This window comes from Ruegeria sp. CH2 (genome assembly GCF_056537065.1).
On record NZ_JBQFQV010000005.1, the window covers coordinates 217,723 to 233,275 of the forward strand.

Consider the following 15,553-nt stretch of genomic DNA (forward strand, 5'->3'; position numbering starts at 1 on the left):
TGCGCGAAACTTGCGGGAGACCTGATGCGGATCGTCATTGTCGAGGATAATGAGACCCTTGCCAACGCCATTGCCTATCGCCTGCGGGATCGGGGCCATGCCGCTGACGTGCTGACAGATGGCGGCGCGGCCGATTTGTATCTGGAGCAAGAAGGCGCAGATCTGATCGTTCTGGACATCAACCTGCCGGGTCGGTCTGGGCTTGAGATTTTGCGGTCCCTTCGCAACCGGGGTGACAGCGCGCCCGTCATCCTGCTGACCGCGCGCACCGAGACCAGCGACCGCGTTTCGGGTCTGGATATGGGCGCCGACGATTACTTAGTGAAACCCTTCGAGATGGATGAACTCGAGGCCCGCATCCGTGCCCTGTCCCGCCGCAAACAACTGGATTACGGTGCGCGCGAAACGATCGGAGACCTGGAATTCGACCGCACCGCCCGGCAGGTGAGCGCAAAGGGCCAAGTTCTCGATGTGCCGCGTCGGGAAATGGCTGTGCTTGAATGCCTGCTGGAACGTCGCGGCAGGATCGTCCCCAAAAGTCAGTTGATCGACTACGTCTACGGCGTGGGAGCCGATGTCGACGATTCGGCCGTCGAGCCGCATGTGTCACGACTGCGAAAACGCCTTCAGAACCTTGGCATCCGGATCAAGACCGCCCGTGGCCTTGGATATCTGCTAGAGGTGCAGAAGTGATCCGGCACGGCTCACTCAGGCTCAGGCTTTTCATTCTGATCCTGACGCCATTGGTGCTGCTCGCAATCCTGCTTGGATACTGGCGCTACACGGTTGCTCAACAAACGGCACAGGAGCTTTTTGACGACAGCCTATTGTCCGCCGGTCTGGCCATTTCTCGCGATGTGGCGGTGTCAGAAGGCGATGCCCTGTCGCCCACCACGCGCAGCTTGATCCGCGACGCATCGGGCGGAGAGATTTTTTATCACGTGACCGGACCCGGTGGCATCTACGTCACAGGGTATGCATACCCTCCGGCCGCTGCAAACCCGTCTGAGCAAGACGCGTACCAGCCGAGGTTTTTCGAGGCGATCTATCGGGATGAGCCGGTGCGCGTACTGAAAATGACCGAGCGCGTCACACTTGATAACCTTGTGGGCGATGCGACAGTAACAGCTTGGCAACGCGTTGCGGATCGCAACGCCTTTGCCAACGAACTGTCGATCCGCGCCGCGATCCTGATGGGTATCCTGCTGGCCACCCTTGCTGTTGTCGTGTGGTTCGGCGTCGCGCGAGGGCTGCGGCCCTTGCTGGATTTGCAGGATGCGATCGACCTACGCTCACCTGACGACCTGAGCGAAATCAAACGCCCGGTCCCGGTCGAGGTTCATGGCATTGTTCAGACCTTGAACAGGCTGTTTGGACAGGTCGAGCACAGCATCAACGCCCATCAGGTGTTTATCTCAGAAGCCGCGCATCAGCTGCGAAATCCGGCGGCAGCGGTCCAGTCCATGGCCGAGGCGTTGCGGGACGCAAAATCGGATGAGGACAAGGACAAACGGATTATCGAGCTTGTGTCGGCAGCGAAAAACTCCGCCACGGTGGCCGAGCAGCTATTATCGTTGGAGCGGTTGCGGCAACCTACGCATCAGGATCAGATGGACAAGATTGATTTCCGTGCGGTTGTGGAAGAAGCCTGCGCTGACATGGGTGTACAGATCCTCGCAAAAGGGATCGAGTTTGATGTTACGATGCCGGACTCGACAATTCCGGTTTCAGGAGATCAGGTTTTTTTAACTGAGGCCATCAAAAACCTGCTGGACAACGCAGTTAAGCACGGTGGGACTAAGTTGAGCCAAATTTCAGTCGCGCTGCGTTCTGATGGCGAGAACATAAAGCTTACCGTATCCGATGACGGAACCGGCCTTTCACCCGAACAAAGCGAAGCCGTTTTCAGTCGATTTTCGCAGCTGGAATATTCCGAAGGTAGCGGTTTAGGGTTGTCGATTGTCTCAGCTGTCGCGAAGCGCCACGGAGGAGTGGCCGCAATCAACCAAGCCGAAAAAGGAGCAAGCGTCACGCTCGAGCTTCCCATAGCCCTGTAGTTTGTTTCAATTTCTGCTCGGAACCCGAAACCTGTCACAATCAAAGAGAGTTTTTCGATTACAGCGAATGACCGGTTTCCACCCCAGGTGCCGGGCACGGTGGTCTTGATACGTCTTCACCGGACTTTGAAGCCTTTTGCAGCGAAATGGCGCTTGGTCCCGCTGCCCTGCCATCTGAGAAGCGCGTGGGAAGGTCCGGTTTGCGTGGTTTAGAGCCTTCTGCGCGAGCAAAAACTCAAAGTGCAGTTAAGGTCCGGTTGGGGCTCATAGTACCAATTCGGGCTTGTCGCAGAGAAGGGCAGATGCGAGCCTATCGCTGACCGCTAAGTAAACTCCAGGTCTCTGTTTTTGTGAGTGTTCTGGTTTTCGTGTCGGCAGTTCGATAAGTAGCGACAAGTTAAGACAAGAGTAGACAAATCATGGTGCCAACCAGATGACCGAACGTGCTCAACCGTTATTGGCGACGCTGATTGATGCCGACAACGTACCAGCCAAATTTGCGGAAGCAATTCTCAAGGAGGTCGCTTCAATAGGCGAACCCGCGCTTAGACGAGTTTATGGCGATTGGACCAGTAGTCGGTTGAAAGGTTGGTCCGAGGTAATCTTATCGCTGGGTCTTGTTGCACACCAGCAGACCGCCAATACGTCGGGTAAGAACGCATCCGATATTGGTCTTGTGATAGATGCGATGGACATCCTACATGGAGGTCGGTTCGACGGGTTTGTCTTGGTTTCTTCCGACAGTGATTTCACCAGTTTAGCCAATCGTCTCAGAGAGGATGGCTTAATGGTGATTGGCATCGGAGAGAAAAAACTCCGGAGCCACTTCGGAACGTGTGCAACCGGTTCATTTTTATTGAAAACCTTGTAGCAGACGAAGGCGAAGCCAAGAAACTAGCTTCTGCAAAGGAGCAGCCCCAAAAAGCGGCAAAGTTACTCTTGGATGCTATGGCACGTATCCAACAAGATGACGAGTGGTTTCACCTTGGGCAACTTGGCCAGTCAGTAGTCGCTGCACATCCAGATTTTGATGCTCGGACCTACGGAAAGGGAAAACTGAGCGATCTCGTAGCTGCGATCAAAGGCTTCGAAACGAAGAGACAGGGCAACAGCCTCTTCGTTCGTTACGTCCAGCCAAGGGCAAAGTCCTGAGAATATCCACTTACCTTCAACCTGACTGACCGTTTTGTCTGCAACGTGAGTTCGAATCGCCCGAAACTTCGCAGTTGCAGAGAACGTCCGGAATGCGGGATGCGGCTGCAGCATCGGAGCTGGACAGTCAAGGGCAGCAAAGGGCCGGAAACACGATCGTGGTTTCCCGCTTGATCCCATCACCGGCAACAAGAAAGCTTCACTGCGGCCTTTTCTGCCAGCATTCTATTATTACAGTAAGATGGCATCGCTGATCATCGTCGTATTAGATTTTCCGCAAGTATGCCCAAGAGACATACCCCTTTAGTCTACGAGCACGCTCCAATGAAACGCGGCACCAACGTGTGCCACCGGTCTGCTCGCAGCTGTGAACTCGTAGTGCGGTTCCATTTGGAAGACCAACGATCACATTGAACCCTGTTCCAGGTCCGCTGCGCATTTTTAGCATGTCACCGTCTTCGACTCCAAAAACCTCATATGGTCCCAGTGACGCCGCCGCAGCCGGCTCAACGCCCGTGACGACCCCTAGGAGCAAAGCCGCTAAGGGTGAGAAGATTGCATTGCGCATCTTGATGTCCTGCTTGTTGCCTCAACTACAATCGTAGCAATTCGGGTCACCAGAAGGAACAACTCGCAGAAAGAAATGTACGTGATACCAAAGCCTAAACCCCTACATATCTTCCAAGTGGTGGGGAACTCTGGCCCAGTTGGGGGCATCTTTCGCAAAAACCTTTTTCGATGGGCTGAAGTTGTTTGGTTCATCCAGTGTCCCAGCTGCAATGCTCGTCAATCCGAAGGCTGTCACACCCCACAAGCCTGACCCGCAGGTACCGCAGAAATGCTTGATAACAGGTCGGCCTTCCTTTGAGGTCTTCTCAAAGGTCCGTGGTTTGCCCTTCAGTAGCTGTAGATTTTCTGACTTTATCATGTACCCGGCGTAGCCATCTGTACCGGTCATCGATAGGCAATCTCTGCAAAAACACATGAGTTGCAGTACCGCTTCACCGGTGATCCGGTAGCGCACTTCACCACAGAAGCACCCACCTTCCAATGATTGCGCCATGTTCGTTCATCCCTCTATGTCCACTGGGAAGAGTAGTGAACATCGTATGCGCCCTAATCTGAGGCGGCAACATTTCCACATTGCTTCTGGCTATCTCACGCGGAATTTCATCATCTGACTAAATGCGGCAGTTTCCGGCCGTGAAAAATTCTCTTCTGCGTGAGAACGGTCATTAAAGAGAGAAAACTGTGCGGCTGTCCGCTCAGTAAATGTAGGTCCGTTCCATTGAGGATCAGAATCCATTCCGACGAATGGATCTTGCAAAGTCATTGGACAGACGGTCTGAATTGACCGACAATCGTATCATGGAGCTGACAGCTACCACACCTGTCCACCTGATCCATGTGGATCCAGACGTCAACATGGCGCGGTTTTACGGAATAGAATTGCAGCCGACGCTGTTTGGCGAAGTGTCCGTCCTTCGCACCTGGGGACGTATAGGCACAAATGGGCAAGCCATGATGGTGACTTACGAAGGCGAAGCCCAGGCCACTGATGCACTCCAAAAAATCGAAAAGCAAAAGCGCCGCCGAGGCTATGTTCCGGTCGGTGAGTAACTTCGGGTTGCAATCTGTTTCCATAGCAAATCCCGAGCCTGTCGGCTCGTGAGCGGGCTCTAGGTTTCAGCCGGCATGCCGGCTTCCACCCAGAACACCCCGGCATGATCTCCCTGACGCAATAGTCCCTGACCCGTCTCGTGTGAGCCGGGGCAGGGGCTTTGGGTCATGGTCGCTCCATGCCGTGGTGATCTGCCCATTCGGGTGACGATCCCTTTTGCGCCTCCGCAGGATCGAAGATCCTTTGGCTTTTTTTGGTGGGTCAGGCGGGATTTGGACAAGCCAAACGCCCCCCGACGTCAGGGGGAAGGCGCAGCCTCCCCCCTCGGACAAGACAAATAGACAAGACCGTGTCCTCGCGCGCGGCGCTGCGGGCCGCACCACTCTTGTCGATTTGTCCTGTCTCGCCCCCCTCCGCGTTCGCCACGAGGCAGGTTTTAGAGACGACGCCCTTTCAGGGCTTGGCTCAAAACCAGCACCAAAAGGGGATCAGCCCCGAAGATCGCATGACATAGGAGAGACGGTTTTGAACAGTGAAGCAACAAATGACATCGAGAACGATACCAGCCTTCAGGCGGCAGAGATTGCGGTCCAGAATGATCTGTTTCGGAAATCCCTGATCGATCCGACGGCAGCAATTGAGATGCACTCCAAAGGCATTCAGGGTCAGGTGTTTGTCACGCCCGGCGTGTCCGGCGAAGGGGTGGAGTTTCAGACTGCGGCTTTGGCTGCAGTGGCGTCGGATGACCAGTTTGATGAAGGCAATGACCCTTATGGCGATCACACGTTCGGAACGGTGACAGTCAGCGGTCAAAAGCTGTTCTGGAAAATCGATCTGTATGACGCGGATTACAGATACGGCTCCGACCGCCCGTTTGACACGTCAGTGACGCGTCGCGTCCTGACCATCATGTGCCCCAGCGAATACTGATTTCCAACGCAGCTCAGAAAGGGGGTGATGAAAATAAGTCAGGAAACCTTGCAGCAACGACGGCGCGAAGCCGTCGAGCTGGTCAAGAAGGGAGGTCTCTCCGCCAAGATCGGCCTCGCCTTCTTGAAACAACACGCAGCCGCCTAAGCGGCCCCGCTCTACCCCGGAAGGGGTAGGGCACCCTTAACACGAAGCGACACACTCAAACAAGGATTTGCCCCATGAGCAAAGTTGAAACATTCATCGCACCGGAAACCATCGAAACCATCTCGCTCTCCGATCTCTACCTGTCTGATCTGAACCCACGTCAGGAGGTTGCTGAGGAAGGCATCGCCCTCTTAGCCGACAGTCTGGTTATGTGCGGCCTGATCCAGAACCTCAGCGGTCTGCGTGATGCGGACGGCAAAGTTGCCATCGTTGCCGGTGGCCGCCGCCTGCGGGCCTTGAAGATCGCCGTGACCGAGCGTGCTGATCTGGCACAGGTTCCAGTGAAGGTGACCGACAATCCCTTCGTGGCCGAACAATGGGCCAATGCGGAAAACACCGCCCGTGAGGAACTGGACCCGGTAGACGAGGTCCGTGCCTATGGCAAGATGGCCGGGAAATCCCTGTCTGTTGCTAAGATCAGCAATGCGTTTGGCGTGACCGAAGCCCATGTGCGCCGCCGTCTTGCGCTGGCGGGTCTGCCCGCCGCCGTTCTGGATGCGCTCAAGGCGGGTGAGATCAGCATGGGGCTGGCCAAGGCCATGACCGTCAGCACCGAAGAAGAGAAAATTCTGGAGGTGCTGGAACAGGCCCAGGAATGCCGATGGTTCAGTGAGTATGATGTCAAACAGGCCCTGACATCGGAGGCTGTCCGCAGCACCAACCGCAAGGCCATGTTTGTCGGGCAGGAGGCTTATGTTGAAGCAGGCGGCACGGTCACCGCTGATCTCTTCGCTGATGAAACCCTGTTCAATCAAGGCGCGCTACTGGATCATCTGTTTGCTGAGAAACTGGCGGCAGAAGCAGCAAAGCTACGCGAAGCAGAAGGCTGGGACTGGGTGGACACCCATGAAGACAGCTACATTCCGTATGGGTTTTCGGGCATCGAAGGCATGCACCGTCTGGAGATGGTGAGCCGGGAGTTCACCAAAGAACAGGCCGAGCGGTATGACGAACTTGTCGAACTCTATGAGGCAGAGGCTCTGGACGCGGATGGTGAAAAGGAGCTGGTCGCGCTCGAGGACTATGCAGCACCCTTCTATTCCGACGATCAGCGCAAACTGTCCGGTGTGTTTGTCTATGTCGGCAACAACGGCGAGATCAAAACATCATCGGCCTATGTCGCGGCGGAACATGTTCAAGCCGCCATTGAGGTCGGCGTTCTGGCCCCGGTCAAAGAGACAAAGACCAAGGAGGCACCAAAACCGGCCTATTCGCAGAAGTTCATTGATGACATGGTGGCCATCCGTCTGGCGGCAATTCAAACGGCTTTGCTGGACAAACCTGATTATGTGCTGAGCCTGTTTGCCTTCTCCGCAACCCCGGCCTCCGGTCTGACCAGCAACCTGTTTGGGTTTGGCTATGGTGGCGCCGAGCGGAATGCGCCTGAGATTGATGATCAGTTCATCCTCGACCCGCGCCTTGGCGGGGAGCGGGACGAAGCGGCAGAGGCAGCCTATGACCAATTTCAGGAGATGGCCGCACAAGGCAGCGAGGAGGCGTTCAAAGCGTTTCGCGGTCTGGGCAAGAAAACCCGTAATGGAGAGATCACAGCCTTTCTGGCGCGGCGGTTTCTGACTCAACGCCCGGAGTTCATGGCGGAGATCGAGGCTGAGATTGGCGCAGACATGCGCGCGATCTGGACCCCGACGGCTGAGAACTGCTTTAAACGCCTGAAAGGCTGGCAGCTGGATGATCTCTACAAAGACCTGCTCGACCTGAATGTCGATACCGACACGTTCAAGGCTTTCGCGAAATCCAAGAAAGGCGCAAAGAACGAGGCGCTGCACAAGCTCTTCAACGACAAAGAACATCAGGATGCACTAGGCGTGACCGAGGCACAGAAAGCCCGGATCGATGTGTGGGTGCCGGATTGCATTTGAACCTAACGGGGCAGGGCGCGTTGCGCCCTGCCTATCAATCTCTGGCTGTGCCAGCCTCAATGATGAAAACTCAAAGTGGCATTGCGCAAACACCCCGTCGCGCATAGCTATCAGAGGTCGGTCACCCGGCTCATTCTCAAAAGCGATCACTTGATCAGAACGGATTTGGTAAGACCCATGGATACCTCATCGAACAAGCTCGAGAAAGCCGCCCGCCGCGTTTGGAAATCCGCGCAGATGTTTGTCGGGTTTCATACGGATCAGAAAGGCAAGCCGCGCGAACAGCCTAAGCTCTGGCCGCCCAAAAACGGGAGCGCGTCAATCCATGGTGACCCCAGCGCACAGGAAGCGATTGTTGTGGTGAAAGCCGCTGATCCGGAAGCCGCACAGGATGTGCAGATTAAGCTGCATCCAAACCGCATTGTTGTGCGCCGGGACGCGGATATGTGGTGGCAAGGCGTGGCGGTGGATGAGCATTCCGTGACGGTCCGCATGGCCGACAACACGATCATTGAAATCCGCCATGACGGATCGGTGAAGCGCCGCTCGGCGGAAGATGAAACCCATGTCGAAGCCGATGGCAGCATCTTCAAGTTCACCGAGTTTGCCGAGGCGCATATGACGGGTGACGGCGTGGAAATGACCCGGCGCACCGAGGATCGCATTGCCACGATCACAGCCGATGGTGTTGTCGATCGCGCGCGCAAGCGCTAGCCTGTATTCGATACCCCGAGACTTTCCTTTGGTTAGACTTGTGGCCCGCTTCGGTGGGCCTCTTTCTTGGGGCGGCATCGCGCGTTTTTTCCCATGCGCAGATTCTGCCGCCAGGCGCGTGGTAGATAGATTCCGCGAGGCGTTGAGATGTTGCGACGAAACCTACCCCGCCAAATTGAGTCCGGCTGATGACCTGATCCGCGCAAGCGCGGCCCAGGGCCGGACCGTCCGGCTCTTTGGCCTCCGCCAGATGGAAAGGGCGGCTTTTGCCACCGGTGATCCTCCCTCCTGCGCCACGAGGGTTATTCTGACCCAGAAAGGCCACACGCACCCGGAACTGAGCACCGCGCATGTGTCGGACCGAGGTGATGTTGCCGCCATAAACCAAATCGCTTTGTTCGGATGACCCGTGCGCAGCGATCCCAGAAAGTCTTGCCTTTTCACTTGGCCTGACAGTTTCAAAACCGTTGCCGAAGATGATCCTCGGCTGCGGTGTTTCTGAAGGGATGAACATAAGCGGGCAGTTGGGGAAGACGCGCGGTGCCTGGCCCGGGCACCGCGCTTCAACAAGGAATTTCCCCTGCGCCTGCGGCGCATTCCGCGCGGACCAAATTCCCTGCTGACATCCCCTTGATGCCCGCTTTTCCCATGTTCATCGAAACACGCCACAGCGAGGATCAAACAATGGCAACTCAAACTCTGAAACTGAACGTCAAGACCGGCGAAAAAGAAGGCAAGACTTTCTGGGACCATTGCGGGGTTCTCTTCGTCAATACCGATGAGACCGGCAACATCACCTCAATCCAGGTCCGGCACAGCATGTTCCCCGGCGTCGAGATGGTGGCCTTCCCGAAGCGGGTCGATGACGAGCCCGTCACCGAATGACACGAGGGCAGGGCGGCGCAAGCCGCCCTTTTCTTTGCTCCGGCCAAAGAGCCGGACCACACATGCGCCACACGTGGCGCGCGGACCAACGGCCTGGCAGGGGCACCGTCCGGCCGCAACGCGGCAGTTCGCACCCCTGCCACACCCGCCGCGCAAGCGGCGGGAAACAGAGCACGCTGAGGCGCGCGAAAATGCCATACTGAACTTGAACGTGCCGGTATGTGACGGGCGCTGTTCGGGCAGCTCACGCTTCGCGTGATTGCCCTGCGCCAGTCCACCGGCACCCACGCCTGTTGGTTGGAAAAGGGGCGGGACCCTTTTCCCGGCGTGGAGATTGCCTCCAAGAGCAAAACTGTTCCGAGGGCGATTTGAGAAAATACGGATTTCTAAAACCACCCCCGGTTTCCTCTTGGAGAGTATGACAGGATAAGGTAGTTGTGTTACAAAATGACTCAACCAAGAGTTGATAATCGAGTGAGCAGGTTTTGAGCGAGAGCAGGACCAAAGAAACCACCGTTTTCTCTGTGCGGTTGCCAGTGGATGCGCTGGAGCGTTTGGAGGGGTCTGTGTCTGCGCTCGGGGCCAAGAGCCGCAATCAGATCATCCAGCGTCTGATCTATCGGCTGATCGGTTATCTCGATCCTGACCCCGCTGTTGTGGATCTCTGGCAGAAGCATCTGCGGCAAGTTCAGGGTGGATACACGAACCTGAATCAGCTTGCAAAATCGGCCAAGCGTGGCAGCGTGATCTGGACGGATGACGACCGGCGTGACGTCGAAAATCTCCATCGTGCGATCATCCAGCACCGGCAGGACTTGAAGGCGATGATCACAGCGGCCCGCCAAAATCGAGAGCCGGAATCTGCCATTCGCCGGATCTTGCGTGACGACGATTGGAGACCTGAAGAATGAATGCCGCTGCCCGTGATATGACAGCAGGCGACTTGCTGGAGCTTGCGTTCCGCGAGGCTCAGAAAGGTGTCGATCGTACCAAGAAGATCACTCAGCAGCTGCAGACCGCCAAGCGCATGAAGTTCATGATCTCGCGGGCCTCATCCATCAAGGCGCGGCTTGGTGCTGTGGTTGGCAAGCCTGAGGCGGTTGTAAAGCACGTCCGCAAGGGTGGGGTGAAAAACGCGCATGAGCTGCGCCGCCAGATCAACTATCTGACCGTCAGGGCAGAGGGTGTGTTAGACATCCGCGACAACGGCGTGACCCCGCTTGATGCGGATCAGGTCAGTGATTTGGTCGAGACCTGGGCCGAGGATTTTAACGGGAAAACCAACTACGGTTACACCCGTCACATGATCGTTTCTTTTCCCGAAGGCACCTATCCGGATGCCGCTCATGAGGCCGGTTTGGAGTTCGCTGATCGGCTATTTGGCAGCGGTGATTTTGGCGATACCTGGGACTACCTGACAGTGTTCCACAGCGACACTGACAACCCCCATGTCCACATCGTTGTGAACAACCGAGGCGTCGAACATGGGCAGTGGTTAGCTATGGGTATGAGCAGTGAAATGAACATCGACGTCCAGCGCTCTATCCAGGTCGAGGTTGCTGAGGAATACGGAATTGAGCTGACCGCAACGACCCGCCTTGAGCGCGGTTTGCGGCAGGAAGTCGAGACCGATACGTGGAAAGTTCAGGCCGGAATGTCGGTTGTTGAAAGCACCCCGGAAGTCGAAGTTACGGCCCGCGACATGGCCGCCGATGTGATGACACTATCCATCGCAAGAATGTCGGATCTGTTTGATGAGCGCGCCAACGCCGTCAAAGACCGGATCGAAGAGTACGCCATCATGCTCGTTGAAGGAGAGGAACCTATGGTATCGAAAATGGAACATCTGCTGGATCAAGCTGATCACTTTGATGATTACGGTGAGCCAGGAGGCCCGTCTTATGTGTCCCCCGAGGTCATGAGCAACTTGCGGCGACACATCGAATTAGGCGGTTCTGAGGAAACAATCGCGCCCGAGCTGAAGGCTCAGGTTGTTGCCCATATCAGCGACGTTCGGGACAACGAACAGAGCCATCCGTATCTGTCTGCCCTTGCTGATATTGTCGATGACAAGGAGTTCCAGGCGTCCGCAGATTATGCCCCGGCAGCACGCCGGTACGAGGTCTATATGCAGGACACCTTGGGCGAGGGGGCTTATGAGGACTTCCAGACTCAGACCAAAGAATTGCTGCAATCCATCGACAAGATGGAAGGGCTGGCCCGTGAGGTTGACGACCCAAATCTGCGTGTCGCTATGGACATTCAGATTGGCGAACTGAAGGGCGACGTTGCGGATCTGCGTACCAACGATCCGGACCTTCAAGCCTTCATCATCGAGGACCGGCGCTACTCAACGATGATGGGAATGGGCACCGCCGAAATGGATACCCTCGACTATCCAGAGGCCGAACAGTGGGCAGCGATCCGCAAGGAAGTCACCGACACGGCCAGCAGCTACGGCCTCGATGGCGAGGCGTTCGTTGCTCGTTTTGACGATCATCACAACGTCACTTTGGGCACTACAATGGGATGGCGCAGCGACGACATTTCGACCGCCGCAGCCCACTTCCAGGCTCAGGGATTGTCGGACAGCCACGACCGCGCGGAGGCCGTTGTTGACGAACTGCACCAGCTTGCTTCTTCCAGGATCATCGCAGTCTCAGAAGAACTCTCGGACGTTCACGCCCACGCAACGCACCCGCTCTTGCAAGGGCGCGGCGACGATGACGGACACAGCTTGTAAGGACTTCACCCGGTCTGCCTGATGAGCGCGCCAACGCCATCTGCAGGACCATCAAAGAGTTATCCATCAACTCGCAAAGGAAAAACTATGGTTTCGCGTACAGACTATCTTTTGAACGAAGTCGAACACTTCGCACCCTATTCCCAATTTGATCAATCGGCCCCGCGTGAAGATCGCGTTTCAGAGCAGATCGACATCATCAAGAAAGAGCAGCAGGCGTTGGGCTATGATCGTGCCGCCATCGCTTCAAACAGCTTCGACATCGAGGACCAGGCCAACCGCCGTGTTGACGAACATACGGCGCAACAAGATCTGGTTGAAGAACTGAAAATCGAATTGGAGGCTGCGGAGCGGTCGGGGGAGCCGGTTGATCTGAACGATATGCAGGCATTGGTTTCTCAGCACATGAACGATGCTCAGGAATACGACCTGTATCACCCCTACTATTCGTCCCTTGCGGATCTGTCCGGCGACAAAGGTTTTCAGGATTCCGACGACTACCAGTCGCCCGGTGATCGCTATGTTCTGTATATGCAATCCGCTCTGGGGCAGGCCGGTTTCGAGAACTACGAACAGCAGACCAAGGACATTGTGAACTCCATCGAGAACATGGAGGCTCTTGCACGAGAGGTCGAAGATCCGCATCTGCGTGCTGCAATGGACGTGCAGATCGGAGAGCTGAAGGGCGATGTTGCCGAGCTACGGCCATACGACACCGACCTGCAGGCGTACACTGTTGCTGACGACAGTTACACCACATCCATGAATGCGGCCGAGTTGGACAAACTGAACCCGTCCGAGGCCGAAAAATGGCTAGCAGTGCGTGACGACATTGTTGCTACCGCCAACAGCTTCGGACTCGATGGAAACAAGTTCCTGGCCCGCTACAACGATCATGACAGCGTTTCGGTCGGCACCACGGCGACTTGGCGAGACGCGGACATTTCCACTGCTGCCGCACATCTTAACAGCCAAGGTGTTCCGGACAGTTACGAGCGCGCCGAGGCCGTTGTCGGCGAGCTGCACCAAGTTTCATCCAGCAAGATTGCAGCCGTGGTGCAAGAGATTGCCCATACCCGCGAACAGGCCACCCACGTCCATGAAGATGATGCTCACAGCCTTTAACGACGGAAGACATGATAGATGATTGTTCGCGCTGGTGAATGTGTTGCCGGGAACAGCGAGACCACCGGGTTGGAGTAATGTGGGGTCTGTTCCGATTGGGACGGACTCTTATCGTTGGACATTCCGGGCATTCGCTGCACCACGTTTGAATAGGCAAGAAGCGGACCTTACTGCCATTCGTCCCAATGATTTGAATGACCGCTCATGGTTCCAATGTAGTCAGGCATCTTCGGCTGAGCGCGCCGTTAGCCATGTCACGACATTGACGACCGATTCATTGGTTTTGGCGGTTCGTGGCATGAGGACATAGAAATCATTTCCGCTCGCGTCCCAAGCTGCACCAACCTCGATCAAACGTCGGGCTTCAAGGTCATTAGCCACCAGAAACCGGCTTACCAACGCCAAACCTTGCCCGGCGATTGCTGCATCGACCGCAAGGGAGGTTTGGCTCAGACGAAGGTGACGAGGAGACTGGTCCCGTACGCCTAAATGCGCAAGATAGCTGGGCCATAGGTCATGGGTATCATGGACCTTCGGCTGGTTGGCGAGGTTTTCTGGGTCAAGATGAGCCTCACCTTTGGCCGCAAACTTTGGCGCGGCGACAGCGATTAGCGACTGCTTGAACAAGAGCGTTACGTCCAGCGATGCGCCAAATGGCGGCGATCCCTGGCGCACTGCAAGGTCTATCCCGTCGCTGTGGAAGCTGGAAACTCTTTCGGTCGCCATAATCCGCAAATCGATATCCGGGTGCGCTGCGGTGAAGTCCGGTAGGTTGGGGATCAGCCATTTCGCAGCAAAGGTCGGTGTGACACTGATAAGAACTTTATTCGGCTCTGGTTTCAGTTCGGCAGTTGCGGCTCGAAGGTCTACGAACACTCCGGCAATGCGGTTGTGATAGCTGCGCCCGACTGGCGTAAAAGCCAAGCCTTTCGGCACCCTTTCAAACAAGACCACATCAAGATGCGCTTCGAGCTGGCGTACCTGTTGTGCAACGGCCCCTTGCGTAACGCCCAATTCATCGGCGGCTGAGCGGAAGCTGAGGCGGCGACCGGCTGCATCGAACGCACGCAAACTGTTGAGCGGGGGAAGTTCGGTCATTTTTCAATAGTAATTCTACTGTCATGCAACATCAATTCTGAATCGAATTTCACCAAAAAAATAACCATGTATGGTTCAATCAAGAAAGGATACTCGACATGACAGTAGAAAAAGTAGCTTTGATCACGGCTGGCGGCAGCGGCATGGGCGCGGATGCAGCCCGCAAATTGGCAGAAGATGGGTTCAAAGTCGGCATCCTGTCCTCGTCCGGCAAGGGTGAGGCGCTCGGCGGAGAACTCGGCGGCTTTGGCGTGACTGGCTCTAACCTTGATGGAGAAGCGCTGAACGCTCTGGTCGAGGGTGCGAAGGATCGTTGGGGCCGTATCGATGTCTTGGTGAACTCTGCTGGCCACGGACCGAAAGGACCGGTTCTCGAAATCAGCGACGACGATTGGCATCAAGGGATGGAAGTCTACCTGATGAACGTGATCCGTCCGACAAGGCTTGTCACACCCACAATGCAGGCGCAGCGCGGCGGGGCGATCATCAACATCTCAACCTTTGCGGCATTTGAACCTGACCCTCTTTTCCCAACGTCGGGGGTCTTCCGGGCCGGGCTTGCTGCATTCACGAAACTCTATTCGGATAAATATGCGTCCGAGAACATTCGCATGAACAACGTCCTTCCGGGATTCATAGACAGTCTGCCCGAAACCGATGACCGCAAAGCGCGTATTCCCATGGGGCGCTACGGTTTCGCTTCGGAGGTGTCTTCTCTCATTTCGTGGCTCGCCTCGAATCATGGTGGCTACATGACAGGACAAAACTTGCGTCTCGACGGAGGATTGACACGTGCAGTCTGATACCTTGGCGCTCGCGTCATCGCGCGAGCGCCTTGTCTTCGCGGTCAAGTGGGGCGCATCCGCAGTTCAGATCATGGGATACACCGCGACCGGGTTTGGCTGGACACCATGGAACCTCTACCTGTTTCTTGTCGGAGTCGTGGGTTGGTTCGCCGTCGGCGCTCTATGGAATGACAAGGCGCTCATGCTGGTCCACCTTGTCGCGCTAGGCGCAATGATTGCAGGTATGGCAAGCGGCTGACACAAAAGAGCGGTCATTAGTGCGTCTTGCAGCATCGGTCAAAGAGGGCTCGATCCGAACCGCTGCTGCGGCGCGAACGCAGGTCCGGTTCGGATTG

15 protein-coding genes and 1 pseudogene are annotated in these 15,553 nt (G+C 56.1%); 13 read left to right on the forward strand and 3 right to left on the reverse strand.

Annotation, left to right across the window (positions count from 1 at the left end; translation table 11 throughout):
* The first annotated feature begins 24 nt into the window (after positions 1 to 24).
* The 3 genes and pseudogenes from ACR0M9_RS10140 to ACR0M9_RS10150 all read left to right on the forward strand — a co-directional run bounded on the left by ACR0M9_RS10140 (position 25) and on the right by ACR0M9_RS10150 (position 3,209).
* Positions 25 to 693: a response regulator transcription factor gene (locus ACR0M9_RS10140; RefSeq protein ID WP_480505559.1), complete on the forward strand. Its 669-nt coding sequence runs from the start codon at positions 25 to 27 to the stop codon at positions 691 to 693.
* Complete coding sequence (locus ACR0M9_RS10145) at positions 690 to 2,057, forward strand: sensor histidine kinase (RefSeq protein ID WP_480773498.1); 1,368 nt, start codon at positions 690 to 692, stop codon at positions 2,055 to 2,057. The genes ACR0M9_RS10140 and ACR0M9_RS10145 overlap by 4 nt, the downstream gene beginning before the upstream one ends.
* Before the next feature lie 433 nt (positions 2,058 to 2,490).
* Positions 2,491 to 3,209: pseudogene (locus ACR0M9_RS10150) on the forward strand (NYN domain-containing protein).
* A gap of 265 nt (positions 3,210 to 3,474) precedes the next feature.
* Here the strand turns inward: ACR0M9_RS10150 and ACR0M9_RS10155 are convergent.
* Positions 3,475 to 3,777: an SH3 domain-containing protein gene (locus ACR0M9_RS10155; RefSeq protein WP_171722475.1), complete on the reverse strand. Its 303-nt coding sequence runs from the start codon at positions 3,775 to 3,777 to the stop codon at positions 3,475 to 3,477.
* Positions 3,778 to 3,879: 102 nt separating this feature from the next.
* Positions 3,880 to 4,272 (reverse strand): GFA family protein, encoded by a 393-nt coding sequence (locus tag ACR0M9_RS10160; protein WP_171722476.1) that lies wholly within the window; start codon positions 4,270 to 4,272, stop codon positions 3,880 to 3,882.
* A 305-nt stretch (positions 4,273 to 4,577) separates the two neighbouring features.
* Between ACR0M9_RS10160 and ACR0M9_RS10165 the strand changes: the two genes are divergently transcribed.
* From ACR0M9_RS10165 to ACR0M9_RS10200, 8 genes are all read left to right on the forward strand, one after another.
* Positions 4,578 to 4,829: a WGR domain-containing protein gene (locus tag ACR0M9_RS10165; protein WP_171722480.1), complete on the forward strand. Its 252-nt coding sequence runs from the start codon at positions 4,578 to 4,580 to the stop codon at positions 4,827 to 4,829.
* A gap of 526 nt (positions 4,830 to 5,355) precedes the next feature.
* The gene (locus ACR0M9_RS10170; RefSeq protein ID WP_480773499.1) at positions 5,356 to 5,760 is read left to right on the forward strand and encodes a DUF3768 domain-containing protein; all 405 of its coding nucleotides are present in this window, start codon (positions 5,356 to 5,358) and stop codon (positions 5,758 to 5,760) included.
* Positions 5,761 to 5,981: 221 nt separating this feature from the next.
* Positions 5,982 to 7,847: a ParB/RepB/Spo0J family partition protein gene (locus tag ACR0M9_RS10175; protein WP_480773500.1), complete on the forward strand. Its 1,866-nt coding sequence runs from the start codon at positions 5,982 to 5,984 to the stop codon at positions 7,845 to 7,847.
* Positions 7,848 to 8,024: 177 nt separating this feature from the next.
* On the forward strand, positions 8,025 to 8,561 hold the full coding sequence (locus ACR0M9_RS10180) for a hypothetical protein (protein ID WP_170591526.1): 537 nt from the start codon (positions 8,025 to 8,027) through the stop codon (positions 8,559 to 8,561).
* Positions 8,562 to 9,245: 684 nt separating this feature from the next.
* Positions 9,246 to 9,446: a hypothetical protein gene (locus tag ACR0M9_RS10185; protein WP_480773501.1), complete on the forward strand. Its 201-nt coding sequence runs from the start codon at positions 9,246 to 9,248 to the stop codon at positions 9,444 to 9,446.
* A gap of 536 nt (positions 9,447 to 9,982) precedes the next feature.
* Positions 9,983 to 10,357, forward strand: a complete 375-nt coding sequence (locus ACR0M9_RS10190) for a hypothetical protein (protein ID WP_480773502.1) — start codon at positions 9,983 to 9,985, stop codon at positions 10,355 to 10,357.
* Positions 10,354 to 12,189, forward strand: a complete 1,836-nt coding sequence (locus tag ACR0M9_RS10195) for a relaxase/mobilization nuclease domain-containing protein (protein WP_480773503.1) — start codon at positions 10,354 to 10,356, stop codon at positions 12,187 to 12,189. The genes ACR0M9_RS10190 and ACR0M9_RS10195 overlap by 4 nt, the downstream gene beginning before the upstream one ends.
* Positions 12,190 to 12,276: 87 nt before the next feature.
* Positions 12,277 to 13,314, forward strand: coding sequence for a hypothetical protein (locus ACR0M9_RS10200; RefSeq protein WP_480773504.1), 1,038 nt, complete (start codon positions 12,277 to 12,279; stop codon positions 13,312 to 13,314).
* Between the two features lie 219 nt (positions 13,315 to 13,533).
* Here ACR0M9_RS10200 and ACR0M9_RS10205 read toward each other — a convergent pair whose 3' ends face one another.
* Positions 13,534 to 14,412: a LysR substrate-binding domain-containing protein gene (locus ACR0M9_RS10205; RefSeq protein WP_480537492.1), complete on the reverse strand. Its 879-nt coding sequence runs from the start codon at positions 14,410 to 14,412 to the stop codon at positions 13,534 to 13,536.
* Positions 14,413 to 14,510: 98 nt separating this feature from the next.
* Between ACR0M9_RS10205 and ACR0M9_RS10210 the strand changes: the two genes are divergently transcribed.
* A complete protein-coding gene (locus ACR0M9_RS10210; protein ID WP_480537491.1) occupies positions 14,511 to 15,215 on the forward strand; it encodes an SDR family oxidoreductase in 705 nt (234 codons plus the stop codon).
* The gene (locus ACR0M9_RS10215) at positions 15,205 to 15,456 is read left to right on the forward strand and encodes a DUF6552 family protein (protein ID WP_480508603.1); all 252 of its coding nucleotides are present in this window, start codon (positions 15,205 to 15,207) and stop codon (positions 15,454 to 15,456) included. The genes ACR0M9_RS10210 and ACR0M9_RS10215 overlap by 11 nt, the downstream gene beginning before the upstream one ends.
* Positions 15,457 to 15,553 lie beyond the last annotated feature (97 nt).